The sequence below is a fragment of the Thalassobacillus devorans MSP14 genome, assembly GCF_000496835.1.
GTDB classification, from domain to species: domain Bacteria; phylum Bacillota; class Bacilli; order Bacillales; family Halobacillaceae; genus Thalassobacillus; species Thalassobacillus devorans_B.
In genome coordinates, this window is the sequence record NZ_KI543237.1 from 1,166,876 (window position 1) to 1,189,983 (window position 23,108).

The following is a 23,108-nucleotide window of genomic DNA, read 5'->3' on the forward strand; positions in this document are numbered from 1 at the left end:
TTATACCCTATAATCTGAAAAATCTAAACCTTTTTTAAGTAAATAATTTAAAGCGTTAATGTTTTTTCTGATAAAAGCTATAGAATAAAGGTTTTCCTACCTTCTTTTGGACATGTTCTGCCGGGAAAAATCATATCTATTAAGTAAGTGCAAGAAACAACACATCGTCATACAGCACGCAGTTTTTTTCAGAAGTGAGGTGATTGAAGTAATGAAGGGCGCACTATCCGGTATCAAAGTACTCGATCTGTCGAGAGTTCTGGCTGGACCTTATTGCACGATGATCCTTGGTGATCTGGGTGCTGAGGTTGTAAAAGTAGAAGCTCCCGGCGGCAGTGATGAAACAAGGAAATGGGGACCGCCGTTTCAAGAAGGCATCAGCGCTTATTATTTATGTGCGAATCGAAATAAGAAAAGTATCACAGCTGATTTGAAAAGTGAAGAAGATAAACAGAAAATCATGGACTTAGTCCGTGATTTTGATGTGGTCATCCATAATTTTAAAGCGGGGACAATGGAGAGACTGGGACTGGGGTATGACGATTTGAATAAGGTAAATCCCGGCCTTGTCTATTGTGGAATTACTGGTTTTGGGGAGACAGGGCCATATAAGGATTTGCCTGGCTATGATTTTATCATCCAGGCCATGAGTGGGTTGATGAGCATTACCGGGGATGAGACCTCAGGACCTCAAAAAGTCGGGATAGCTATTACCGATGTATTGACAGGACTTTATGCTTGTATCGGTATCCAGGCTGCTTTATTGGAAAGAAACCATTCTGGCTCAGGGCAAAAAGTCGATCTAGCCTTATATGACATCGCCGTCAGTTCTTTGGTCAATATAGCCAGCAATTATCTGATGTCAGGAAAGATACCAAATCGTTTAGGTAATAACCATGCCAATATTGTTCCTTATCAAACTTTCCATACGGCAGATGGGGACATGGTTGTGGCAGTGGGGAATGACCGTCAATTCCAACGGTTATGCGATCTGTTAGAACTGCCTGAAGTAGCTATGGAGGACCGGTTTTCTACCAATCCGCTCCGTGTTGAAAACCGGAAAGAACTGACCAATATTTTACAGGAGGCCTTCCGGAAACATACTGCCTTCTATTGGAAAAAGCAGTTGGATAAAGCTCTTATACCATGCGGTCCGATACAAAACCTTAAGGTGTTAGCTAATGATCCCCAACTGGCAGCCAGGGATATGTTCTTTTCTATGAAGCATCCAAAAGCCGGGAAGATAAAACTTGTCGGGAGCCCATTAAAATTGTCCAGAACGCCTGTTTCCTACCGGTATTATCCCCCTGAAGCAGGTGAGCACCAAATGGAGTTTTTTAATGATGAGGAGTAAAAAAAGGAAACTGGAGGATAATTGTATGAATTTTGACTTTACCGAAGAGCAGCAATTATTACGTAAAATGACACGTCAGTTTGTGGATAAGGAAATCAATCCGTACATGCAGGAATGGGACGAACAAGGACGTTTCGATCCTGGAATTTTAACCAAATTGTCGGACTTAGGTTTGATGGGGGTCTGTATTCCGGAAGTCTATGGTGGTAGTGGAATGGACTATAATTCTCTCGCTATCGTCTGTGAAGAATTAGAGAGAGGAGATACCGCTTTCCGTACAGCCGTATCGGTCCATATCGGTTTGAATAGTCTGACTTTACTGCAATGGGGGACCGAAGCGCAAAAACAAAAATACCTGGTCCCCCAAGCAAAAGGAGAGAAAATAGGGGCATTTGGCCTGACAGAACCGGGAGCAGGTTCTGATGTAGCGGCTCTTCAAACAACTGCCGTCAATAAAGGCGAACATTATATATTGAATGGGCAAAAAACATGGATATCGCTATGCGATACAGCCGATCACTTTATTGTTTTTGCCTATACCGATAAAAGTAAAAAGCATCACGGTATATCGGCTTTTATTGTGGAACGCAACACACCAGGATTTTCATCAAAAGCTACTAAAGGAAAGCTGGGAATACGTGCAGGTAATACAGGTGAACTTTTCTTTGAAGATATGAAGATTCCTGCAGAAAACTTGCTTGGGAAAGAAGGAGATGGTTTCAAAATAGCCATGTCTGCTCTTGATAATGGACGCTTTACAGTGGCGGCAGGAGCATGCGGGCTGATCATGGCCTGCCTGGAGGCCAGTGTCGATTATTGCCATGAACGTAAAACCTTCGGTCATGAAATTGGAGAACATCAATTGGTACAACAAATGGTTGCCAATATGGAAGCGGGCCTGCAGATGAGCCGTCTTCTCGTATACCGGGCAGGGGAGTTGAAAAATCAAGGGAAGCGGAACACAAGAGAATCATCACTTGCCAAGTGGCAAGCCTGTGATTTTGCCAATAAAGCTGCGGATGACGCGGTGCAGGTTCACGGAGCCTATGGATATTCAAATGAATACCCAGTCGAACGTCATCTGCGAAATTCGAAAGCACCTGTGATCTATGAAGGAACCAGGGAAATCCATACGATCATGCAAGCCCAATATGTACTCGGTTACCGTAAGGATAAGCCTTTGGATCATATGCTGCCAGCCTGGCCGTATGAAACCGATGAACAATAGGAGGAATGAAATTGGTCACTTTTGAAGATTATCTACCTAGTATTTATATCAATGGCAGGTGGAAAAGCGCTGCTTCACGAAAAAAAACACCAGTACGTAATCCAGCCACCTGGGATATCCTTACCCATGTATCTTATGGTGATCACGTTGATACGAGACTTGCTATCGAAGCTGCCAGTGAAGCTAAGGAAAGATGGGCATCACTATCACCCAGAAAACGCTCCACTATTTTATACCGGGCCTATCAAATGATGGAAGAGAGTGCGGATCGCATAGCGGCAATCCTAACGATGGAACAAGGGAAGCCATTGCGGGAAGCGAAGGGAGAAATCAGATCAGCTGCCAGTTTTTTATTATGGTATGCGGAAGAAGCGAATCGCCTATATGGAGAGTGGATACCATCTTCCATCGAATCGAAACGACTGTCCGTCATTCCACAGCCTGTAGGGGTCGTGGGGGCTATCACTCCATGGAACTTTCCCGCATCAATGATCACCCGGAAAGTTGCACCAGCTTTGGCAGCAGGATGTACCGTTGTATTGAAGCCGGCTTCTGAAACTCCATTGACTGCAATCGAAATCGTAAAAATTCTGGAAAAGGCAGGAATCCCTGACGGTGTGGTTAATCTGGTGACCGGTAACTCTGCCAAAATCGGTGATGCTCTATTGCATCATGAAGCTGTCCGGTTGATTACATTCACCGGATCTACAGAAGTTGGCAAACACTTAATGCGTGAAAGTGCTGACCAGGTGAAAAAATTGTCTCTGGAGCTTGGCGGGCATGCCCCGATTATCATTTTTGCCGATGCTGATCTGGAAAAGGCTGCTGAAATGACGTTGGCAAGCAAGTTCAGGAACAGTGGACAGACCTGTATCTGTGCAAATCGGGTGTATGTGGAAGACAAAATCTGGGATGACTTTAAAAGGGTACTGGTTGAAAAGGTCGAAGCTATGAGGCTTGGAGACGGTCTGGCTGACGAGGTAGATATGGGACCTTTGATCAATGAGGGAGCGACTGAAAAAGTACATGAGCAGGTAAAGGATGCGATAGCAAAAGGAGCAGAAATCGCTTGTGGAGGAAACATTTGGGAAGGCACAAATAGAGGCCATTATTATTTACCGACCATACTTTCTGATGTGAGAAACGATATGCTGGTCATGAAAGAAGAAACATTCGGACCAATATTGCCTCTCCAGTCATTTACAAGTGAAGAGGAAGCCATTACAGCTGCCAATGACAGTGAATATGGTCTTGCGGCTTACTTTTTCACAAAAAACCTGGATAGATCCGTCCGGGTCGCTGAAAAGCTGGATTATGGGATTATCGGCATTAATGATGTATTTCCTGCTGCAGCAGAAGCTCCTTTCGGAGGGATAAAACAATCAGGTATAGGTAAAGAAGGCGGGCACCATGGGATACATGAATACGTAGAGTTGAAATATATATCGATGGGAATTGAAAACTGAAAGCTGAAGAACCTCCGTATTAACCGGAGGTTTTTAGTTTACTAAACTGAAGGGAGCGCTAATAAAATTCAGAGCGTATTTAGGTAACAGCTTGTCCGATATGCAGTGTTTTTGTCGAATAATATGATTAGACCGGTATTTACAAACCTAGGTTCTGTAAAAAAATGTGGTTAATTCTGTAAAGTCGACTCAGATATTTAACAACAGCAAACAACTTAACAAGCAGCCGAACCACCAGGATAGGTGATTGGCTGCTTGTTAAGTTGTTTTATTCTGCATCCTCCACATGCTTCTTTTCCAGTATGTTCACACCGCGCTTTGCCATCTCATCAATATAAATATTTCCCGGGACGATTTGTTCCGGAGGATAGACTCCCCGCTTTTCAATAACCCCTTTACCCAGCATTTGAGCGACGACGGATATCGAATTTGCTGTAGCCCGGGCCATTGCAGTGACATTGTTTTTACGATCTTTAAATGTAGTCATTTCATAAGAATAGGTGGTTGATCTACCTTTTTTATCACCAGAAACAAGGACGCGTAAAAGGACTGCGTCATCCTTATCTTTCAAATCTACGATAGGATCCAGTACTTTTAATAGCACTTCTCTTGGACTGACCTGACTGCCGTTGACATCGACATAATAATCGTTTTTTGTCAGATTCAAGTCTACCAGCAGACCGAATTTTTCTGCATGGCCGGGGTAGCGGATGGTTTTATATTCTAAGGTATCTAAGTATGGATATGAATATGATAACGTCGATGTACCCCCTGCTGTATGGAAGGCTTCTAACGGTCCGAATTTTTCAAAATAGATTCTTTCGATTTCTGATAATGATGGGATCTCCTGCTTCATGCCATTACGAATAATCAAAGCAGGGTCAGTATAGTGATCGAAGACACCCTCCATAGAAAATACATGATTATATTCGAATGGAGGTTCGGCTTGGACAGGTATGCCACCGACGTACAGCTTGATCGATTTTGCCTGATCCAGTTTGCTTACTCCATATCCTGACAAAATATTTATCATGCCAGGGGCTACGCCTAAGTCCGGGATTAAGGTTACTCCAGCAGCTTTTGCCTGATCCTTCAGTTGTAAAACTTTGTCCGTCATATGGCCGATATGGCCACCTAAATCGACAGAATGAACACCGGCTTCAATGGCTTTTTTTGCTACAATTTCGTTAAAGGAATAAAAAAGTGCGTTGATTACTACATCATAATCACGAATAAAGTTGCCTAGTTCTGTTTCATTGCTGGCATCAAGCTGAGCAGCCCCCAATAATGTACTGTTCAATTGTTTGCATGCCTGCTTCGCTTTCTGATAATCCACATCCGCAAGCGCTACTTTGGTGACTCCCGGACTTTGCACTAAGTCACGGGCGGCTTCCTTTCCCATCAAACCAGAGCCTAATACAGCTACTTTCATTTGAAAACCTCCTTCACATGCTAGAAAATCCCCTATGCTTCTGTGTCGATCTGTGCCCGCTGTAACTTTCCGCTGAAATCGACATACACGCTTTTCCATTCTGTGAATACATCAAGTGCTGCTAATCCCGAATCCCGGTGGCCGTTACCGGTTCCTTTTGTTCCGCCGAATGGAAGGTGGATTTCAGCACCAATGGTTCCTGCGTTGACATATACTATGCCTGTATCTAAATCACGCTGTGCTGCGAATACCTGATTGACGTTCTGGGTAAAAATCGAGCTCGATAATCCGTAACTAACTTCATTATTTATTTCAATGGCTTCTTCTAAGCTATCCACCTCAATCAAGGATACGACTGGACCGAAGATTTCCTCTTTGGCAATCCGCATCGTTCGCTCGACATCGGTAAACAGGGTAGGAGCGTAATAATAGCCATTATTGTCTTTTTCATCATGGAGGGTATAACCACCGGCCAGCAGCATAGCTCCTTCCTGTCTCCCGAGTTGTACATAGCGGTCGATTTTCTCGAGTGCTCCCTGATTAATGATAGGACCGACTTTAATGGATTCATCCAGCCCATTTCCCACCGTAAGTTTTTCCATTTCTGTCAGAAGCCGCTCTGTCAGTTCCTCTTTCACATCTTTATGGACAATTACCCGGCTGCAGGCAGTACAACGTTGCCCGCTAGTCCCGAAAGCACTCCATAAAATCCCTTCCACAGCTAACGACAAATCGGCATCATCCATAACGATGACCGCATTTTTTCCACCCATCTCCAAAGAAACCTTCTTTAACTTCATCCCGCATTTGCCGGCAATATTACGACCGGTTTCATTGGACCCCGTAAAAGAAATGACCCGAATATCATCATCAGCTACCATTGCTTCCCCGACATCCGATCCCGATCCGAATACGACGTTCAACACCCCATTAGGCAGCCCGGCTTCTTCAAAGATTTTGGCAAGCTCATAGGCCATGATTGGTGTTTCGGTAGCCGGTTTCCAGATGACCGCGTTTCCTGCCACAATAGCAGGAAATGATTTCCATGTTGCAATGGCAATGGGGAAATTCCATGGGGTAATGATGCCGACAACGCCAACAGGAGCACGAACGCTCATCGCGAATTTATTTTTCAGCTCGGATGGGGTAGTTTGTCCAAATAGGCGCCGTCCTTCACCAGCCATATAAAAGGCCATATCAATGCCTTCCTGGACTTCTCCGCGCGCTTCTTCAAGGACCTTGCCATTTTCCATGGTCAGTAGTTTGGCCAGGTGTTCTTTTCTGTCTTTCATCATGCTGCCAACACGGTATAATAGTTCTGCTCGTTGCGGAGCTGGTACCAGCGCCCAGCTTTTTTGTGCTTGTTTGGCAGATTTAACAGCTGCTCTTACATCATTCTCCGATGATAACGGTACTTTGGTAATGGTTTGTCCTGTCGCGGGGTTTACAACAGACGTATAATTGTTCCTGTCTGGAAGCACCCATTCTCCATCAATATAATTGACCAGTTTTTTTTCGATATCGACCATGATCGAAACCCTCCCTATAAATAATTAGCTGGTTTAGTGTTTTCTTAAATCTTCGATTGACCGCTTAGCTGAAATTTGATTCTGATCCATCGGCACTTCAATGACAGTAGGGCGGTCATTTTTAACTGCCTTACTTAAGACATATTTAAAATCCTTGATACTATTCACAAAAAAACCATCGGCTTCCACGCTTTTTGCAATCTGGGAAAATTGCACGGATCCTAAATCAGTTCCAGATACACGACGGGGGAAGTGAATTTCCTGATGCATCCGAATGGTGCCATACATTTGGTTATTGAAAACAATACTGATGATGGGGATGTGATAACGTACTGCTGTTTCCAGTTCCTGTATCGTCATCATGAACCCGCCATCTCCTGATAAAGAAACGACCGTTTTTTCCGGACAGGCGAGCTTGACGCCTAATGCCGCGGGCATACCATATCCCATCGCACCGGAAGTTGGTCCTACATAGGTCTGTTTGTACTTGAATTGATAGTAGGAGTGGAGCCAGCCTGCAAAGTTTCCGGCATCATTCGTGATGACCGTATTTGCGGGCAGCAGTTCCTGCATACAGGTAATGACCTGATTGTTGGTGATCGTTGTGCTGTTATCTAATTGCATATGGGTAGCAGCCTCGTAACACTGCCTTCTTTCCCGTATCCAGTCCACCCAGCCAGGATTCGTCTCCTGCTGTTGTAATAAACTATGCAGAGCTTCCTTCAAGTCAGCGACAATACCAAGGTCAGGAGCAAATGATTTACCTAGAACAGAAGGCGTAATATCGATATGAACCAATGTCTGAGCAGGTGAAATAATGGAATAATCCTGGGTAGTCACTTCCGATAGACGAGTTCCGAATGCCATGATCACGTCTGCTTGTCTGACCGTTTCCAAAACCCTTGGGTTTGTCCCTAAACCGAGGTGACCTACATACAAAGGGTGGTCATTGGGAAATACATCCTGTCTGCGAAAAGCAGATAACACAGGAAGCTTATTTTTTTCAGCAAACGCCAGCAGTTTTTCTTCTGCCCCCGCATGTTTTACTCCGCCGCCTGCGATAATCAGCGGTTTTTTCGATTGCTGAAGGTATTCCATAAAGGCTTCCGTTTCTTTTGGAGAAGGAGCTGGTTTCGGCTTCATCACAGGAGGACCGAACTGCATGTTTTTCTTTGTCCGCAGCATGTCTTCCGGAAGAGACACGACAACCGGCCCGGGTCTCCCGGTTTGAGCAATTCGGAAAGCCCGCTGAATCAACTCCGGCACCCGGTCAGCCTGATTGATTTCCACGGCCCATTTGGTGATAGGTTTAAAGAATTGGACAAGGTCGACTTCCTGGAAACCTTCCCTTCCTAAAAATTTGCTGTCTACTTGTCCTAAAAATACAACCATGGGAGTGGAATCCTGATAAGCAGTATGCACACCGATGGATAAATTGGCTGCTCCAACCCCCCGAGTCGCCATGACGACCCCGGGTTTGCCACTGGCTTTGGCATATCCTTCCGCCATGAAGGAAGCGCCGCCCTCATGGCGAGCCGATATCAAATCTATGCTCGGCTCTTCATAAATCTCATCTAACACAGGCAGATAACTTTCACCTGGTACACAAAACACCTTCGTGATTCCTTCAATTTTTAAACAGGTGACAACTCCTTTGGCACCAGTCATCAAAGCGGATTGGTTTGATGGTTTCATGGTTCAACTCTCCTTGGAATTCCATACTTTCATTCGGGCGGCTGCTTCCTGCAGCCGTTTCGTATCAACCGATAACGAAACCCGGAAATAATCATCTCCTGAGGGGCCGAAGGCGATTCCAGGTGTGATGATGACTCCTGCTTCTTCCAGCACCTTTTCTGCAAAGCTGGCAGAGGTGAAACCACTTGGCACTGGCGCCCAAATAAAAAATGTCCCCCGGGGCTTGGACACCTCAATTCCAAGACTTCGCAACGCATCAAGCATAATCGTCATTCGCTTTTCATAAATAGCGACATTCCTTTTTACAGCAGAAAAATCACTGCGAAGTGCAGTCGCTCCAGCTTTTTGAACCGGAAGGAACTGACTGGTGTCGGTATTGCTTTTAACAATCGAGAGACCCTTGATAAGCTCTTTATTACCGACGGCATAGCCGATTCGCCAGCCAGTCATATTAAAACTTTTGGATAAGGAACCGAATTCTACTGCTACCTCTTTCGCTCCATCGCTTTGCAGTATACTTGGTGCCTGATAACCACCGAAGGTCACCGCGCTGTACGCCGCATCATGAAGTAAGGCAAGTTTATGTTTCCTGGCCAAAGAGATTGCCTGGTCAAATGTTGAATCATCTACGGTGGCTGCTGTCGGGTTGCCCGGGTAGTTCAAGAACATCATGGTGGCAGCATCCCAAGTATCTTCAGCAACCTTATGGAATGCAGGCTGGTAACCATTATCAGCGTCAAGCGGCAGATAAGCCGGTTTGCCGCCTGCTAAATGGACAGCAGAACGATAAACAGGGTAGCCTGGATCCGGAATGAGGGCGGTGTCCCCTGGATTCAATACGGTCATGGCCATATGGGCAATACCTTCCTTTGAACCAATTAACGCCAGTACCTCTGCTTCGGGATCCAGCTCGACCTGATAGGTCTTTTTATAAAAATCTGCGACGGCCTGCCGGAATTCCCGGCATCCATTGTAGGAGGAGTAGAGATGGTTTTCCGGTTTCTGCACCTCGGCAGCCAGTCTGTCGATAATGAAAGAAGGGGTCGGTAAGTCTGGTGCTCCGATACCTAAATCAATCACATCGACTCCTTTGGCTTCTAACTCCCTTTTCTTTTGTTGGAAGATAGAGAATAAATATGGAGGTAAACTAGTGACACGATCAGCTATTGGCGGCAAATCATCCTCCCCTTTGACAATCAAATATAGTTCATTATATGAGGGGGGATGTCCTATTTATGTTTGAATCTGGGAGATCGTTGGATGGAAAAAGAGGAAACATTTATATAATGAAGGAAAGGGTTGAGCGTGTTAGATTGAAGTGGATGAAATTCAAGGAGGTTTTGATATGAATATCAGGAAAATTATCGTTTCATCTCTGACAGTCATTATGGCTTTGACAACTGCAACTTCTGCCTATGCAGCGGGCGGGCAAGTTCATACTGTCAAAAATGACGAGTCTCTATATAAAATTGGACAGAAATATGGCGCTTCCGTCATTGATATCAAACAGGCAAATGATAAAAATAATAACAACATCCATCCAGGGGAGCAGCTGACTATTCCTGTTACTGCTACAGAAGCTGAAAAAGATGTGCTTGCCAGACTGGTAGAAGCTGAGGCAAAAGGGGAATCTTATGAAGGGAAAGTAGCAGTAGCTGCTGTTGTCCTTAACCGTGTGGACAGCAATAAGTTCCCTGACAGCATCAAAGAGGTTATCTATGATGGCTATCAGTTCTCACCTGTTTTGAACGGTACCATCAACCAGCCGGCAAGTGAAGAATCAAAGCAGGCAGTCAATGAAGCTATCGCACATCATGGGCTCGGTAAAGGTTCCTTGTACTTTTTCAATCCAGACAAGGCTGATAATGCTTTCTTAAATCAACAAGAAGTGACTACCATTATCGGAAATCACGTATTCGCCCGCTAATATGGAAAAAAAGCTATCGCATCCAGGATGCGATAGCTTTTTTAAATGATAGAAACTATTTTAAGGGCACAGTCTGGCAGGATAAGCGGTAGCCGTGCGCTAATTCCGTTTCGATTTGCTCGTATTCTTTTGGAGTCGGCTTATTCACGATCTCCTGTCCACTAAGGAGTTCCACCTTGCAGCGCGTACAGTTCCCTTTTTGACATTTATAATCCAGAGGAATTTGTTGTTCAAACGCTGTGGCTAACAGTGATTTTCCTTTGACTGGTTCAATCGAATAAGCTTCTCCATTTTGTTTAACTTGAATTGTTTCCATGATGTCTTCTCCCCTTTGTCTTATGTCCAGAGTTTAAAAATTCCTAATGCTTATTGTATGGTTTCCTGTCTTTCGACACAAGTTTCCGTTTAAGTTATTTCCTCAGCACTCCCGGCAATTAATCATCTTCAGTTAATCAGATTCTTTTCATTCTTCCTTCATAATTAAGAAAAAATAGGTAAACATAATTGTTACATTCACGTAAAAAATAACCTTTGTAAAAAAGGTAAGGAGCGAGAAAAATGACAGTAATCAACGATGTAAAACAAACAGTTGCCGGGTTGAAAAGTGCACAGGCGAACTTTGAAACATTCGCGCTTGGCACAGAGAACCAGCAGGCAAAACAACTTTATCAGCAGGCAGCTCAACAAACACAGGCAATCATCGACAGTGTCGAACCTCGTGTCACAGAAATTGAGCAGGAAGAACCTCAATACAAACAGCAATAACAGGCAGAATGAGGTTAGCGGAGGGCTAACCTTATTCTGCAAACAACCGTTTTTTGAGGTGGTGAAAGGGCTATGAAAAAATTACTTGCTGTATTACTTATTACTACATTTATTACCGGCTGTCAGGCTGGCGGTAATGGTCAGGGAAAAAATATCGAAAAGCCTATGCAGATGTCTAATAAAGCTGCATTAAATCAGCATATTTCTGAGCAGGCAGACCAGGCGTTGAGAAACGAGAACAATTTGACGGATGTTCAGGCAGTCAATGATGATAAGCAATTACTCATCGCTGCACAGGTGCCCCATAATGAACGCTTTCAAATGAAAAAAATAGAGAAAAAGCTGACCAATCAGGCAAAAGAGCAGTTTTCCGATTATACTATTACGTTATCCCTCGATAAAAAAATCCATCTGGAAGTGATGAAGCTAAAAAAACGGATTGCAGAAGGGAAAGTCGACAAGAAAAAATTGTCGATGGAGATAGACAGCCTAATTAAGCTCTCCAAAGAAAAAACTTAAAGTAGGTGGCAGCATGTCCAACAAGAAGAAAAAGAATCTTACTCCTGCTCAACAAGAATATCAAAAATTTCAAGCACAGCGTGAAGTTAAAAGGCCTGTAGTTAAAAACTGTATCAAGGCTTTTTTTGTCGGGGGATTGATTTGTTTGATTGGACAGTTCATCCAGACTTTTTTTATCTATAATTTTGATTTCACGGAGCAGACGGCAGGGAACCCTACAGTAGCTGTTATGGTCTTCATCGCTATGCTGTTGACAGGTTTTGGAGTATATGACCGTTTAGCGCAATTCGGGGGTGCTGGTACAGCTGTTCCGGTCACAGGATTTGGGAATGCGGTCATCTCAGCGGCTATTGAGCATCGAAGTGAAGGGCTCATTTTGGGAGTAGGCGGTAACATGTTCAAATTAGCGGGCTCTGTTATTATGTCGGGGGTATTCGCTGCCTTTATCATCGCCTTGATTAAAACCCTGCTAATCCAGTGGGGGGCTTTGTGATGCGTACTTGGGAGTTTGAAAAACGGCCGGTGATCGTAGCAACCGGTACTGTCGGCGGTCCTTTTGAAGCAAACGGGAATCTGGCAGATGATTTTGATCTATTGCATGGTGATCTGTGGCTGAATGAAGATACCTATGAAAAAGCACATAAAGTGCTGTTTGAGGAAGCGTCATTGAGAGCAGCAGAAAAGGCCGGGATCAGCAAGGAGCAGGTCGACTTTTTCATTGGAGGGGATTTGATCAATCAGATTACCCCGACAAGTTTCACAGCAAAAACAATTGGTGCAGGTTATTTTGGTTTGTTCGGCGCCTGTTCAACTTCCATGGAAGGACTTGCATTAAGTGCTTTCATTATCAATAATGGCGGGGCGAAATGCATTGTTACCGGTTCCGCCAGTCATAATGCTGCTGTTGAAAAACAATTTCGCTATCCAACAGAATACGGGGCGCAAAAACCGCCGACTTCCCAATGGACGGTGACAGGAGCGGGGGTCTCGGTAGTAATGGCTCAGGGGGAAGGTCCCGTGGTCACTTCCGCTACCATAGGGAAAGTTGTCGATATGGGTCTGACCGATCCGATGAATATGGGAGGAGCAATGGCTCCTGCAGCTGTTGATACGATAGAAACCCATTTCCGTGACCGTAACATCGATTCCTCCTATTACGATTTAATTGCCACAGGCGATCTCGGACATATCGGCCGTGAAACAGCCTTTGACTTGATGAAAAAACACGGAACAGATATTCCGGAGGAAAAATTTCAGGATTGCGGGCTGATGATTTACAAGGAGGAACAGCCAGTGCTGGCAGGAGCAAGCGGGGCAGGGTGCTCCGCTGTCGTTACCTATGGGCATCTATTGAACCGGATGAAAAGAGGGGAATTGAAGCGGATTCTGGTAGTGGCTACCGGTGCCCTGTTATCTCCGCTTACCTTTCAACAAGGCGAAACCATACCATGTATTGCCCATGCAGTTTCGATTGAATATGGGGGTGGGAAGTCATGATTTTTTTCTGGGCGTTTGTAGTGGGAGGAATTGTCTGTGTGATCGGTCAAATTATGTTCGATGTTTTCAAACTCACCCCTGCTCATACGTTAAGTACATTAGTGGTAGCGGGAGCTATTTTGGATGGGTTTGGTTTATACGAGCCATTGATTGATTTTGCCGGAGCAGGGGCGACCATCCCAATCACAAGCTTTGGAAACGCCCTGGTTCATGGAGCGATGGAAGAAGCGCAACAACATGGGCTTGTTGGAGTAGTGACGGGAATGTTTGAGGTGACGAGTGCCGGTATTTCGGCTGCCATTATTTTCGGCACCCTGGCAGCCCTCATTTTCAAGCCAAAAGGATAAGGAGCAGCTGATATGACAGTAGGTGCAGATATCAAACAATGTCTTGCCACAATCAAAAGTATCGAAGCGGGGTTATCTTCGCTTGCCATCCATACGAACGCAGAAGATGAGCAACGGCTCTACCATCGACAAATGATGGTCATCGAAGAAATCAAGCAGGATTTGATGAAGCGGATTGGCGAAGTAGAACGGGAAGAAGAGCAGTATAAGGGGTTTTAAACCCAAGGAGTGATGTAACGTGCCAGGATGGTTGGAAGTGGTAGTAAGGGGTGTGTTATTTCTCTTTGTGCTTTTTCTGACAACGAAGATACTAGGAAAGAAACAGTTATCAGAGCTTTCATTTTTTGAATACGTTTCAGGCATCACCATCGGTAGTATTGCAGCGGAAGTCATGATGGGACTGGAAAATAACATATGGCATGGGATCATTGGAGTCGCTATTTTCGCGGTTCTTCCATTTCTGGTTGAAATCCTCTCCCTCCACAGTAAAACTATCCGAGATGTAGTCGAAGGAAAAGGAACCGTACTGATCAAAGATGGCAAGATCCTCGAAGATAATTTAAAGAAAGAGAAGTACACGACGGATGAACTTTTACAGTTGTTAAGGGGAAGAGACGTTTTTAAAGTGGATGAAGTGGAATATGCAGTTCTCGAAGCAGATGGCAAATTAAGCGTCCTGCTGAAGAAGGACAATCGACCGCTGACCAGAAAGGATTTAGATTTACCCAGTATTAATGAAAAAGAGCCCCACACCATCATTATGGATGGGGAGATTTTTGATGAAAAACTCGCTTCTTCCGGGAAAAGTCGGGGGTGGTTGAAAATGGAATTAGCGAAACAGAACGTTACCATTGAGAATGTATTTCTCGGACAGGTAGACTCCTCTGGTCAGCTGACCATTGATTTGTATGACGATAAAATAGAAGTGCCAAAGCCGCAGGATAAGCTGTTGATCCTGGCTAATATGAAAAAATGCCAGGCGGACCTGGAACTGTTTGCATTAGCTACCGAATCGGAACAAGCGAAGCGTCTATATGCTGAAAATGCCAAAAGACTTCAGGAATCCATGGATGTCCTCTCCCCTCATTTAAAAGGGTAGGGAGACGTCATAAACCACAGCTAATAGGATAAGCTAAGCAAAACAGAAGTAAAGGAGTTGTTGCCATTGCCAGCCGTAAAGCTTACTGCGAGTGAAATTGGAATGCTATGGACGCAATATGTCCAAAACACCATGACTATACAAATGTTACGCTATTTTCGTGAAACTGTTGAAGATGAAGAAATTAAATCCGTTGTCAAATATGCAGAAGATTTCTCTTCTGGTGTAATTGAAGATATGAAAGCCATCTTTAAAGAAGAAGAGCTATTGATTCCTGATGGATTTAACGAAAAGGATGTCAATATGGAGGCTCCCAAATTGTTTACTGACGCCTTCATTTTAATATTCCTGGGTAATATGGGAAAATCAGGTATGCTTGCATATGGTGCTTCCTTAAGTGCATCGTCGCGGGAAGATGTCCGTCAGTTTTTTACCAGATGTGTTACCGAAACGACAGAGCTGTTCAACCGGGCGGCAGATGTTGGTCTGGAAAAAGGGGTCTACGTGCGGCCTCCTCAAATCGATGTTCAGAAAGAAATCGAATATGTGGAAGGGAAAAAATATTTGAGTCCATTTAACAAACGTTCGCTCAATACCATAGAAATCAGTCATTTATTCGAAAATATAAAAACCAACGTGCTTGGTGAAGCGATATGTGCCGCTTTTGCCCAGACGACGACCTCGAAAGAAATCGTAGCTTATATGAAAAAAGGTGAGAATATTTCCTCCAAACATATCCAGACTTTTTCTCATATATTAGATGCTTCGGAAATTCACCCGCCGATGGGATCGAACAGCTTGATCACCAATTCTACTACACAGACATTTTCTGATCGCTTGATCGTCTTTTTGATGAGCGTACTCAGTACGACCGGTCAGGGGAATTACTCAGCTGCCTCTACGGCAAGTATGCGTTATGATTTAGTACTTACCTATCAACGACTCTCGGTGGAAGTGGCTTTATATGCAAAAGACGGTTTAGACTTGATGATCAAACATGGATGGTTAGAAGAACCCCCCCAAGCGCCCGATCGAAATGAACTAGTCACGCATTCTTCAAGCTGACGGGGTCTATGATGAGACATTCGCCGCTGGAAGTCTTGCTATGGAGTATCGCTTTTCCGGGATTTGGGCAATTGCTGAACCGTCAGCTTGTAAAAGGAATTTTTTTTATTGTGTTAGAGGTCATCGTCAATTTGTATAGTAAGTTCAACACAGCTATAATCTACAGCTTCCTTGGCGAAATTGATAAAGCGATTGAAGTTGCGAATTTTCAATGGCTGATGTTTTATCCTTGTCTTTACCTGTTCACCATCTGGGATGCCTACAAAGATGCCCATGTTGCCGAACCACCGAAGCTTTCTTTCTTGCCATTCGTGTTTTCTGCCTATTTTGTAACGGTAGGGCTGATCTGTTCGACTAAAGTAAAGCTGTTCGGCATTTTATTCGGCCCTGTCTGGCTGCCGATGCTGTTTGTCATTCCAGGGCTCGTGATAGGTTTTTTATTACGGGCGATTCTGCTTCGCGTCATGGCCGCCAACAGCAGCTAGGTGGTAACCTATCCATCAATTGCTAATCCTCCATCATCTTATTCCTTGTATAATAAGGAAAGGAGGTGGAGGCCATGATTTGGTTCGCATTATTATTGCCACTGCTTTTGGCTGGCGGTTATATGGCATATAAAAACACACAGGAAGTACAAATTAATAAAGTAAAAGTAAAATCAGACAGCACAGCTGTTCCTCTTCATATATTGCATATATCTGACCTTCATTTAGAAAATATATCCATCAACCCCGCTCAACTCTATGAAAAACTGAAACAACAACCTTACGATATGATTGCCTTGACTGGTGATTTTCTTGATCGGAAATGGACCATCCCAAAGCTCGCCCCGTATCTGGAAGTTCTAAACGAGTTGAAGCCGAAGCACGGTATCTACGCGGTGTTCGGCAATCATGATTATGTGTTGCGCCCGCATAATTTCAAGCGGTTGAAACAGACCCTCGAAGATTATCAGTGCAAAGTATTGCAGAATGCCAACGAATCCATTTTGATAAAAGGACGTAAAATCAACATCATTGGCATCGATAACTATAGTACGGGCCACAGTGACTTGAAAACTTCCTATAATGGCATTGATAACGGATATAACCTTGTTTTGACACATGACCCGAATGTCGTACTGGAAATGGACGACTATCATTTTGATTATTTATTATCCGGTCATTTCCACGGCGGTCAGATTCTATATCCAAAAGCTTATCATCTGGTGAAAATGGGGAAGCTTCCACGGATGAACATGATCAAAGGCCTTCATAAACATAATGGAAGATCCTTTTATATTAGTGAAGGCCTTGGACAGACAGGTCTGAATATCCGGGTGGGAAGCCGTCCCGAAGTCACGATGCATCAAATAGCAGAATAGTCGCTTAAAAAAAAGAGCTGAGGATAATTAATGCCTTAGCTCTTTTCATTGATTTGTGTCTATTTTGTTAAGATATCTGTGTTGTAATTGTTCTTTTGAGATAAAAATATAGTTAGGCTGGTGGGTTTTCAGGTATCCTAGAGATGGAGGATGCATACACAGAGTACTGATTAAGATGAAGGAAAAAAATTTCATGAAACGGTACAAAGGGTTAGTGATGGCGGCTGTTTCAAATCCAAGCCGGTGACATCCTTTGTGTATCGCGGTAATCCCCATGACACCGGTGATTTTGCTGTTCTGCTGATGTTGATGGAGATAATCGGCAAGCTCGGGCAAAGATTCCCGCACGCATCTATAAATGTGCAAAGCTTTATGGACTTCATTATCCATGTTCCGCATTTCATTAATGAGACGGATATTGTGCAAATGGATTTTCAATACTTTATCATACTTTTGAATACGAGTGCCATCTTTAAGGATAACCATATCTCCTTTATAATCTGCGATTCGGACACGGAAAATATTATGGATGTTTGTATTGCCTGGTTTGATGTACCGCAACCGGGCAATCCGGTAGTAAACCGGATCAAATAGTGTCCAGAGACCAACGATATATCGTCTCACTGGTAAACACCTCCTCATAATATGACAAACCTTAGTGTTTGGTGTTTCCAGCGATTTTATTGGTGGGAAATTGCGGTGATTTTCGAGGCTGATATGAATTTGTATGCCGATCGACGCTTTTGTGTTTTGTTCATAAACCGTTAACAAATGTATTTTATAATTACTTGTATCATGATATTTCATTAAAAAGGAAGAATGTTATGCCATCAGCATGGGTAGTTGGACCACTCATTATAAAAAGTTCATGGATCATCACGATTATCAGTATAATAGCAGGGGGCATGTTTTACCGTTACTATTCCCGCTTTGCGAAAGAAAAGCAGAAGCAGATGGAAGATAGCCTGTTTTCGCTATTGCTGACGTTTGTGTTTACGTACTTTTTTGGGAAGGTTGTTTTTCATTTTTCGCTGTTTATCCAGGACCCGCCGGCAATATTGGCCTATCCCAGTGGAAGGAATGAGTATTACTTAGCTGCAGTACTCACCTTTGTCCACGCCATGTCTTTATTGCGAAAAAGAAAGCTGGATGGCAGGGAATTGTTATTCAGCGGATTGATGGTTTTTCTACCGGCACTTTTGTTAAAAACATTCCTGGATGCCTTGGTGCTGCAAAATGGAATGGATTTTTCTATTATCCTCGAACTTGTTGTTTTGAGTGTGTTTGTATTGTTGTTCGCATTCCATGTCCTTAAAATCAGCGATGTCATTTATATTTGGGTGGCATGGCTCTTGAGTAAATGGCTGCTTGCTTTTATTACTCCATTTCCAATATTATTTGGAGTGATCGTGGATAGCTGGTTTTTATTGGCTCTTATTGCAGCCGCTGTAATAATCGAAATATTGACTAGACGGAAGGTGGTCATCACATGACTTCTGATGTAACAATCTGGCTTGCTTTCGGTGCAGGAGCGATATCATTCTTATCGCCATGTACCTTACCCCTGCTCCCTGCTTATCTATCGTACATAACAGGAATGAGCGTGAAGGAAATTCAGGATAAGAAAGATGCTAAAGTACGGACCAACATATTATTGCATTCAATATTTTTTCTTATTGGAGTATCATCGATTTTCATTGCGTTAGGCATTGGTGCTTCCTTTCTGGGAAGTTACATCCAAGGACTGTTGTCCGGACAATCCGGTCTATTGATCCAGCGGATTGCAGGTGTATTCATCATATTGATGGGCTTGTTCGTTGGCGGCTGGATCAGTTTCAAATGGCTGATGAAAGATAAACGCCTGCGAAGTACACAGAAACCGGCAGGACTCCTTGGTACTGCTTTCGTCGGAATGGGATTTGCTGCAGGATGGACACCTTGTATCGGCCCAATCTTTGCTTCAATTCTTGTGCTGGCAGCTACAGACCCAACTCAGGGGCTTATCTACACGATCATGTATGTACTGGGATTCGCGCTTCCGTTCTTATTGTTTTCGTTCTTCCTGGGTTCTGCCCGCTGGGTGCTCCGGTATAGTGAAAAGATAATGAAAGTAGGCGGTGCAGTCATGATTCTCATGGGTGTGATGTTATATACCGGACAGATGACACGGCTATCAAACATACTACTGCGTTTAGTACAGGATACATGGTTAGGAAACCTGGGATAATATATGTAAAAGGAGGCGGTTGTGAGGCATGAAAAAAGGAATTGTGATCGGAATCGTCATAGCTATGCTGGGCTGGGCGATATATGATATGCTAGGTGACAAAGAAAGCGCTGATAACGGAGAAAAAGAGCCGCAGATGAGAGTAGCAGGGGATGGCCCTGAAGAGGACACAGCTGCGGAAAAAGAAGCCGCTTCAGGTGGAGGGGAAGTTGGCCTTGAGAAAGGGCAGAAAGCCCCTGATTTTGAACTGAAGACCATGGAAGGTGAAACCGTAAAGCTTTCCGATTACCGTGGGAAAAAGGTAATGCTCAACTTCTGGGCAACCTGGTGTCCGCCATGCCGTGCAGAAATGCCGGATATGCAAAAGTTCTATGAAAACAAGGATATCGAGATACTTGCTATTAACTTGACTCAAACAGAAAGCTCCCGTGATGATGTTGGAAAGTTTGTAGAAGAGTTTGGGTTGACCTTTCCGATTCTGATGGATGAAAATGCCGCAGTTGCCAACCAATATCAAATAAAACCGATTCCGACATCCTACTTTATCGACTCGGAGGGCTATATTCAGTATGTCGCTTTAGGAGCAATGAATTATGATCTGATGCTTCAGCAATATGAACAAATGGATTAACTTCGATCATAAATGATGGTGATTATATGATAAAGCAAAAAATTTTAGTGGTAGAAGACGACCCGATGATTATGGATTTGGTAACCATCTATTTAGAGAAAGCGGGTTATGACGTTGTGAAGGCGGAGGATGGGGAGAAAGCGAAGGGCATGTATCTTTCCCACGATCCCTGCCTGATCATTTTAGACTTGATGCTTCCCAAAGTAAGCGGGGAAGCATTTTGTAGTTGGGTAAAAAGTCAAGCACCGCGAGAAGTTTCTATCATCATGTTATCGGCGAAAGCACGTACCGAAGATAAGATTGCCGGTCTTAAAATGGGGGCAGACGATTATATAACGAAACCGTTCAGCCCGGAAGAGCTGGTCGCCCATGTCGAAGCGGTATTACGCCGAACCGGCCTGCATTGCCAGAAAATCACTTATAGGGGGTTGAGTATTAAGCCGCGTAAAGGGGAAGTCACCTTGAATGGGGAATCACTCCATTTAACGAACTACGAATTCAATCTGCTCTATGTATTCATGGAGAATCCCAACATCGTATTTTCCCGGGAACACCTCCTTAATCATATCAATCCTTATGAGGATAATGACATTTTTGAAAGAACCATCGACGTCCATGTGAAAAAGCTTAGGAGAAAAATTGAGGAGAATCCTGCGAAACCTGAGCGGATTATCACGGTAAGAGGAATGGGGTATAAATTTGTGGCAGAAAATTAAGTCCTGGCGGGAAAAAATGGCCACACAATTGCTCTGGAGACTGACCATCACCAATATTATCATCATTTCGTTATTTATCCTCTTAAGTGGTGTTGCTGTTTATCAGAGCGCTTGTTTCCTGGTGGACAGAATTACAGATGTCGGAACGGCGCGCCAGTTAAGCTTCAACTCGACATTGTTTCAGTATTTATGGATATCCAGCTTTATTGCGATTGTCGCTGGCAGTCTGATGCATTACTTTATGATGAAGCGGATGATGAAGCCGATCACCGAATTGACCCGGTCGATGAAAAGCCTGAAAGATGGCAGCTATCCTGCCGTGCTGGAGACAAATAGCAAGGATGAAATCGGTCAGCTTGTGGAGCATTATAATGAGCTGATCATTTTGTTGCGGGAAAATGAACAGACTCGAAATAAAATGCTGACGGATATGGCACATGAACTACGTACCCCGCTTTCCAATATTAATGGCTATCTGGAAGGCCTGAGTAAAGGGGTGATTGAAGGATCGCCGGAATTATACCGATCTCTGCATCTTGAGGCGAAACGTATCACTAACATGATGCAGCAGCTTCATCAAGTGAAGGAATGGGACAGCCTTGGCGAGCAGCCCTATCCAAAGCGGGAAATGGTAGACATAAAGGAATTAGCAGCTAATGGTGTGAATTTATTTGAATGGGAACTTTCCAATCAACAGATCGATGTGGTGTGCCAACTGGATGATGGCTGGCTGTTCATACACCGGGAAGGCATCCAGCAGGTATTGACCAACCTGTTACAAAATGCTATCCAATACTACCAGGGCAAGGGAGCTATTGAAATCACAGGCGAACGTTTGGAATCGGAATACAGGCTGGCTGTTTCAGGTCCAGGCTCCTTTATCTCCGAAGAAAACCAATCAGCCATTTTTGAACGCTTCTATCGTATTGAGGCTTCGCGAAGCCGGGAGACAGGAGGGAGCGGGCTCGGGCTTGCGATCAGCAAAGAAATCATCGATCAGCATAAAGGCACGCTTCAGTTGGCCACAGATGGCTTTTACCATACTTTTTATTTTACACTTCCACTTCCAAAGCGAATTTAAGGAGATAACGTCAATTATTGGAATTCTGTGAAATAAGCTTTACCCTGCCGTTATAATTATATATAATGAGAACAAACGTTCGAAAGACGGGAGGGTGCAGGATGGATAAGTATAATAAAGATCGTGGAACCATTAAATGGACATCATTGATGCTGCCCGAGCATGTACAGTTAGTGAAAGAATTATGGAAAGAGGACGAACGGGTAGAAAAAGGCATCATGGATGAACAAAAAGCAGTGGAAATCGATTTTCTCCTGCAACGCGCATGGAATGACAACCTGACAGTCGAACTGACTTATCATAATGGTTTTGATCATGAACGGCGCCGGTGTAAAATCAATTCGATTTGTTCTGTCCGGAAAGAGCTTCATGGGACAGAAGAAGCGACTAAACACACGTTCACAGTGAAATTGAACGATATTGTCGATATCACCATTCATTAAAAAGTCGAAAAGGAAAATAATTGAAATGTTATGCTGCTTATATTAAGCTTGGTGATAATAGCTTAATAAAGGAGATTGACATGGGCAGACTATTCAGTTTTAAAGGCTTAATGACCATCTTACTTATATTGTTGGCAGGTGCGCTTGGCTTTTTTGGCGTATTGATATTTACCGATATCAGTGAGAGTGACGAGACAAAGAATAAAGCCGCCACGGAGGCCGGTGAACCCGAAGAAAATTCCCGGGCTGCCTCAAGTAACGACGTGGAGGCAAGCAAAACCACCTTTAAAGATGCCGGAGATTTAATTTCCAGAGCCCATAGCTTTTATAATGATACGACGGGATATGGAGAACTGGATGATGGAGTGGACTGGAAGGCACAAAGCGAACAAGCAAGCCGCTTTTTAGCTTATATCAAAAGCCAGACCTTCGAAGACCCTCCGACTCTGCAGGCGGATATGGACGCAGTGTCCAGTTATTTAGAAAAGATAGTGAATGGGTCAAAAGATAAGAGCAATGTAAAACAGGCACATCGTTACTTTCATGACCTCGATATAGCCATCAATGATTTTTCCAACTATAGAGAAGTCTGGGATGTGACAGAGACACTGGGCAATGGCTGATTAGAAAAACTTGGCTTGTCGCCAAGTACTTATGGCGAAAGCCTTAGTATTTTCTTATACTTTAATCCTTTAACAAAGTTAAACTTTCTTAAAGTAAAAAT

Annotated in this window: 27 protein-coding genes; 21 read left to right on the forward strand and 6 right to left on the reverse strand. The window is 43.8% G+C overall.

Annotated features, from left to right (window positions below; all coding sequences use genetic code 11):
* Window positions 1-211 precede the first annotated feature (211 nt).
* Genes P855_RS0115895 through P855_RS0115905 form a run of 3 tightly spaced genes read left to right on the forward strand, consistent with a single transcriptional unit; the run spans window position 212 to window position 4,048 of the window.
* On the forward strand, window positions 212-1,354 hold the full coding sequence (locus P855_RS0115895) for a CaiB/BaiF CoA transferase family protein (protein WP_028784498.1): 1,143 nt from the start codon (window positions 212-214) through the stop codon (window positions 1,352-1,354).
* A gap of 25 nt (window positions 1,355-1,379) precedes the next feature.
* Window positions 1,380-2,582: an acyl-CoA dehydrogenase family protein gene (locus P855_RS0115900; protein WP_028784499.1), complete on the forward strand. Its 1,203-nt coding sequence runs from the start codon at window positions 1,380-1,382 to the stop codon at window positions 2,580-2,582.
* A gap of 11 nt (window positions 2,583-2,593) precedes the next feature.
* A complete protein-coding gene (locus P855_RS0115905) occupies window positions 2,594-4,048 on the forward strand; it encodes an NAD-dependent succinate-semialdehyde dehydrogenase (protein ID WP_028784500.1) in 1,455 nt (484 codons plus the stop codon).
* A gap of 268 nt (window positions 4,049-4,316) precedes the next feature.
* Here P855_RS0115905 and P855_RS0115910 read toward each other — a convergent pair whose 3' ends face one another.
* The 4 genes from P855_RS0115910 to P855_RS0115925 are packed head-to-tail and all read right to left on the reverse strand — an operon-like array spanning window position 4,317 to window position 9,880.
* A complete protein-coding gene (locus P855_RS0115910; protein ID WP_028784501.1) occupies window positions 4,317-5,480 on the reverse strand; it encodes a saccharopine dehydrogenase family protein in 1,164 nt (387 codons plus the stop codon).
* 32 nt (window positions 5,481-5,512) lie between these two features.
* Entirely contained in the window at window positions 5,513-7,009 is a 1,497-nt protein-coding gene (locus tag P855_RS0115915; RefSeq protein ID WP_028784502.1) for an aldehyde dehydrogenase family protein, read from the reverse strand.
* 33 nt (window positions 7,010-7,042) lie between these two features.
* A complete protein-coding gene (locus P855_RS0115920; RefSeq protein WP_028784503.1) occupies window positions 7,043-8,704 on the reverse strand; it encodes a thiamine pyrophosphate-dependent enzyme in 1,662 nt (553 codons plus the stop codon).
* Window positions 8,705-8,707: 3 nt separating this feature from the next.
* Window positions 8,708-9,880 (reverse strand): LL-diaminopimelate aminotransferase, encoded by a 1,173-nt coding sequence (locus P855_RS0115925; protein ID WP_028784504.1) that lies wholly within the window; start codon window positions 9,878-9,880, stop codon window positions 8,708-8,710.
* A 169-nt stretch (window positions 9,881-10,049) separates the two neighbouring features.
* On the opposite strand from P855_RS0115925, the gene P855_RS0115935 reads away from it, so the two are divergent.
* The gene (locus tag P855_RS0115935; RefSeq protein ID WP_037986138.1) at window positions 10,050-10,631 is read left to right on the forward strand and encodes a cell wall hydrolase; all 582 of its coding nucleotides are present in this window, start codon (window positions 10,050-10,052) and stop codon (window positions 10,629-10,631) included.
* A gap of 55 nt (window positions 10,632-10,686) precedes the next feature.
* On the opposite strand, the gene P855_RS0115940 is transcribed toward P855_RS0115935, so the two are convergent.
* Window positions 10,687-10,947: a 2Fe-2S iron-sulfur cluster-binding protein gene (locus P855_RS0115940; protein WP_028784506.1), complete on the reverse strand. Its 261-nt coding sequence runs from the start codon at window positions 10,945-10,947 to the stop codon at window positions 10,687-10,689.
* Window positions 10,948-11,189: 242 nt separating this feature from the next.
* Between P855_RS0115940 and P855_RS0115945 the strand changes: the two genes are divergently transcribed.
* The 10 genes from P855_RS0115945 to P855_RS0115990 all read left to right on the forward strand — a co-directional run bounded on the left by P855_RS0115945 (window position 11,190) and on the right by P855_RS0115990 (window position 17,286).
* On the forward strand, window positions 11,190-11,396 hold the full coding sequence (locus P855_RS0115945) for a DUF1657 domain-containing protein (protein ID WP_028784507.1): 207 nt from the start codon (window positions 11,190-11,192) through the stop codon (window positions 11,394-11,396).
* A gap of 72 nt (window positions 11,397-11,468) precedes the next feature.
* Window positions 11,469-11,915 carry a YhcN/YlaJ family sporulation lipoprotein gene (locus tag P855_RS0115950; RefSeq protein ID WP_028784508.1) on the forward strand — a complete coding sequence of 149 codons (447 nt, stop codon included), beginning with the start codon at window positions 11,469-11,471 and terminating at the stop codon, window positions 11,913-11,915.
* 13 nt (window positions 11,916-11,928) lie between these two features.
* Entirely contained in the window at window positions 11,929-12,408 is a 480-nt protein-coding gene (gene spoVAC / locus P855_RS0115955; RefSeq protein WP_028784509.1) for a stage V sporulation protein AC, read from the forward strand.
* Window positions 12,408-13,412: a stage V sporulation protein AD gene (spoVAD, locus tag P855_RS0115960; protein ID WP_028784510.1), complete on the forward strand. Its 1,005-nt coding sequence runs from the start codon at window positions 12,408-12,410 to the stop codon at window positions 13,410-13,412. Before spoVAC ends, spoVAD begins: the two co-directional genes overlap by 1 nt.
* Window positions 13,409-13,759, forward strand: a complete 351-nt coding sequence (gene spoVAE, locus P855_RS0115965; RefSeq protein ID WP_028784511.1) for a stage V sporulation protein AE — start codon at window positions 13,409-13,411, stop codon at window positions 13,757-13,759. Before spoVAD ends, spoVAE begins: the two co-directional genes overlap by 4 nt.
* 12 nt (window positions 13,760-13,771) lie before the next feature.
* The gene (locus tag P855_RS0115970) at window positions 13,772-13,978 is read left to right on the forward strand and encodes a DUF1657 domain-containing protein (RefSeq protein ID WP_028784512.1); all 207 of its coding nucleotides are present in this window, start codon (window positions 13,772-13,774) and stop codon (window positions 13,976-13,978) included.
* Between the two features lie 19 nt (window positions 13,979-13,997).
* A complete protein-coding gene (locus P855_RS0115975) occupies window positions 13,998-14,858 on the forward strand; it encodes a DUF421 domain-containing protein (RefSeq protein ID WP_028784513.1) in 861 nt (286 codons plus the stop codon).
* A 66-nt stretch (window positions 14,859-14,924) separates the two neighbouring features.
* The gene (locus P855_RS0115980) at window positions 14,925-15,923 is read left to right on the forward strand and encodes a DUF3231 family protein (protein ID WP_051353254.1); all 999 of its coding nucleotides are present in this window, start codon (window positions 14,925-14,927) and stop codon (window positions 15,921-15,923) included.
* 8 nt (window positions 15,924-15,931) lie between these two features.
* On the forward strand, window positions 15,932-16,408 hold the full coding sequence (locus P855_RS0115985; protein WP_028784515.1) for a hypothetical protein: 477 nt from the start codon (window positions 15,932-15,934) through the stop codon (window positions 16,406-16,408).
* Between the two features lie 74 nt (window positions 16,409-16,482).
* The gene (locus tag P855_RS0115990; RefSeq protein WP_037986142.1) at window positions 16,483-17,286 is read left to right on the forward strand and encodes a metallophosphoesterase; all 804 of its coding nucleotides are present in this window, start codon (window positions 16,483-16,485) and stop codon (window positions 17,284-17,286) included.
* A gap of 45 nt (window positions 17,287-17,331) precedes the next feature.
* Here P855_RS0115990 and P855_RS0115995 read toward each other — a convergent pair whose 3' ends face one another.
* Window positions 17,332-17,910 carry a YkoP family protein gene (locus tag P855_RS0115995; RefSeq protein ID WP_028784517.1) on the reverse strand — a complete coding sequence of 193 codons (579 nt, stop codon included), beginning with the start codon at window positions 17,908-17,910 and terminating at the stop codon, window positions 17,332-17,334.
* A 200-nt stretch (window positions 17,911-18,110) separates the two neighbouring features.
* On the opposite strand from P855_RS0115995, the gene P855_RS21575 reads away from it, so the two are divergent.
* The 7 genes from P855_RS21575 (at window position 18,111) to P855_RS21580 (ending at window position 23,007) form a co-directional block, all read left to right on the forward strand.
* Window positions 18,111-18,779, forward strand: a complete 669-nt coding sequence (locus tag P855_RS21575; protein WP_051353255.1) for a hypothetical protein — start codon at window positions 18,111-18,113, stop codon at window positions 18,777-18,779.
* A complete protein-coding gene (locus P855_RS0116005) occupies window positions 18,776-19,513 on the forward strand; it encodes a cytochrome c biogenesis CcdA family protein (protein ID WP_028784518.1) in 738 nt (245 codons plus the stop codon). The genes P855_RS21575 and P855_RS0116005 overlap by 4 nt, the downstream gene beginning before the upstream one ends.
* A 28-nt stretch (window positions 19,514-19,541) precedes the next feature.
* Entirely contained in the window at window positions 19,542-20,144 is a 603-nt protein-coding gene (locus P855_RS0116010) for a peroxiredoxin family protein (RefSeq protein ID WP_028784519.1), read from the forward strand.
* 29 nt (window positions 20,145-20,173) lie between these two features.
* A complete protein-coding gene (locus tag P855_RS0116015; protein ID WP_028784520.1) occupies window positions 20,174-20,860 on the forward strand; it encodes a response regulator transcription factor in 687 nt (228 codons plus the stop codon).
* A gap of 16 nt (window positions 20,861-20,876) precedes the next feature.
* Window positions 20,877-21,941, forward strand: coding sequence for a sensor histidine kinase (locus P855_RS0116020; RefSeq protein WP_037986355.1), 1,065 nt, complete (start codon window positions 20,877-20,879; stop codon window positions 21,939-21,941).
* A gap of 101 nt (window positions 21,942-22,042) precedes the next feature.
* On the forward strand, window positions 22,043-22,384 hold the full coding sequence (locus P855_RS0116025; RefSeq protein WP_028784522.1) for a YolD-like family protein: 342 nt from the start codon (window positions 22,043-22,045) through the stop codon (window positions 22,382-22,384).
* 80 nt (window positions 22,385-22,464) lie between these two features.
* A complete protein-coding gene (locus P855_RS21580) occupies window positions 22,465-23,007 on the forward strand; it encodes a hypothetical protein (protein WP_051353257.1) in 543 nt (180 codons plus the stop codon).
* Window positions 23,008-23,108: the final 101 nt, after the last annotated feature.

Excerpts from the sequence above, each read along its gene's own strand:
- P855_RS21575 (WP_051353255.1), top strand. The coding sequence starts at position 18,111 with ATGCCATCAGCATGGGTAGTTGGACCACTCATTATAAAAAGTTCATGG.
- P855_RS0116010 (WP_028784519.1), top strand. The coding sequence starts at position 19,542 with ATGAAAAAAGGAATTGTGATCGGAATCGTCATAGCTATGCTGGGCTGG.
- P855_RS0115920 (WP_028784503.1), bottom strand. The coding sequence starts at position 8,704 with ATGAAACCATCAAACCAATCCGCTTTGATGACTGGTGCCAAAGGAGTT.
- P855_RS0115950 (WP_028784508.1), top strand. The coding sequence starts at position 11,469 with ATGAAAAAATTACTTGCTGTATTACTTATTACTACATTTATTACCGGC.
- P855_RS0115945 (WP_028784507.1), top strand. The coding sequence starts at position 11,190 with ATGACAGTAATCAACGATGTAAAACAAACAGTTGCCGGGTTGAAAAGT.
- P855_RS21580 (WP_051353257.1), top strand. The coding sequence starts at position 22,465 with ATGGGCAGACTATTCAGTTTTAAAGGCTTAATGACCATCTTACTTATA.
- P855_RS0115900 (WP_028784499.1), top strand. The coding sequence starts at position 1,380 with ATGAATTTTGACTTTACCGAAGAGCAGCAATTATTACGTAAAATGACA.
- P855_RS0115915 (WP_028784502.1), bottom strand. The coding sequence starts at position 7,009 with ATGGTCGATATCGAAAAAAAACTGGTCAATTATATTGATGGAGAATGG.
- spoVAC (WP_028784509.1), top strand. The coding sequence starts at position 11,929 with ATGTCCAACAAGAAGAAAAAGAATCTTACTCCTGCTCAACAAGAATAT.
- P855_RS0115935 (WP_037986138.1), top strand. The coding sequence starts at position 10,050 with ATGAATATCAGGAAAATTATCGTTTCATCTCTGACAGTCATTATGGCT.
- P855_RS0115910 (WP_028784501.1), bottom strand. The coding sequence starts at position 5,480 with ATGAAAGTAGCTGTATTAGGCTCTGGTTTGATGGGAAAGGAAGCCGCC.
- P855_RS0116020 (WP_037986355.1), top strand. The coding sequence starts at position 20,877 with ATGGCCACACAATTGCTCTGGAGACTGACCATCACCAATATTATCATC.
- P855_RS0115895 (WP_028784498.1), top strand. The coding sequence starts at position 212 with ATGAAGGGCGCACTATCCGGTATCAAAGTACTCGATCTGTCGAGAGTT.
- P855_RS0116005 (WP_028784518.1), top strand. The coding sequence starts at position 18,776 with ATGACTTCTGATGTAACAATCTGGCTTGCTTTCGGTGCAGGAGCGATA.
- P855_RS0116025 (WP_028784522.1), top strand. The coding sequence starts at position 22,043 with ATGGATAAGTATAATAAAGATCGTGGAACCATTAAATGGACATCATTG.
- P855_RS0115985 (WP_028784515.1), top strand. The coding sequence starts at position 15,932 with ATGATGAGACATTCGCCGCTGGAAGTCTTGCTATGGAGTATCGCTTTT.
- P855_RS0115940 (WP_028784506.1), bottom strand. The coding sequence starts at position 10,947 with ATGGAAACAATTCAAGTTAAACAAAATGGAGAAGCTTATTCGATTGAA.
- P855_RS0115970 (WP_028784512.1), top strand. The coding sequence starts at position 13,772 with ATGACAGTAGGTGCAGATATCAAACAATGTCTTGCCACAATCAAAAGT.
- spoVAD (WP_028784510.1), top strand. The coding sequence starts at position 12,408 with ATGCGTACTTGGGAGTTTGAAAAACGGCCGGTGATCGTAGCAACCGGT.
- P855_RS0115990 (WP_037986142.1), top strand. The coding sequence starts at position 16,483 with ATGATTTGGTTCGCATTATTATTGCCACTGCTTTTGGCTGGCGGTTAT.
- spoVAE (WP_028784511.1), top strand. The coding sequence starts at position 13,409 with ATGATTTTTTTCTGGGCGTTTGTAGTGGGAGGAATTGTCTGTGTGATC.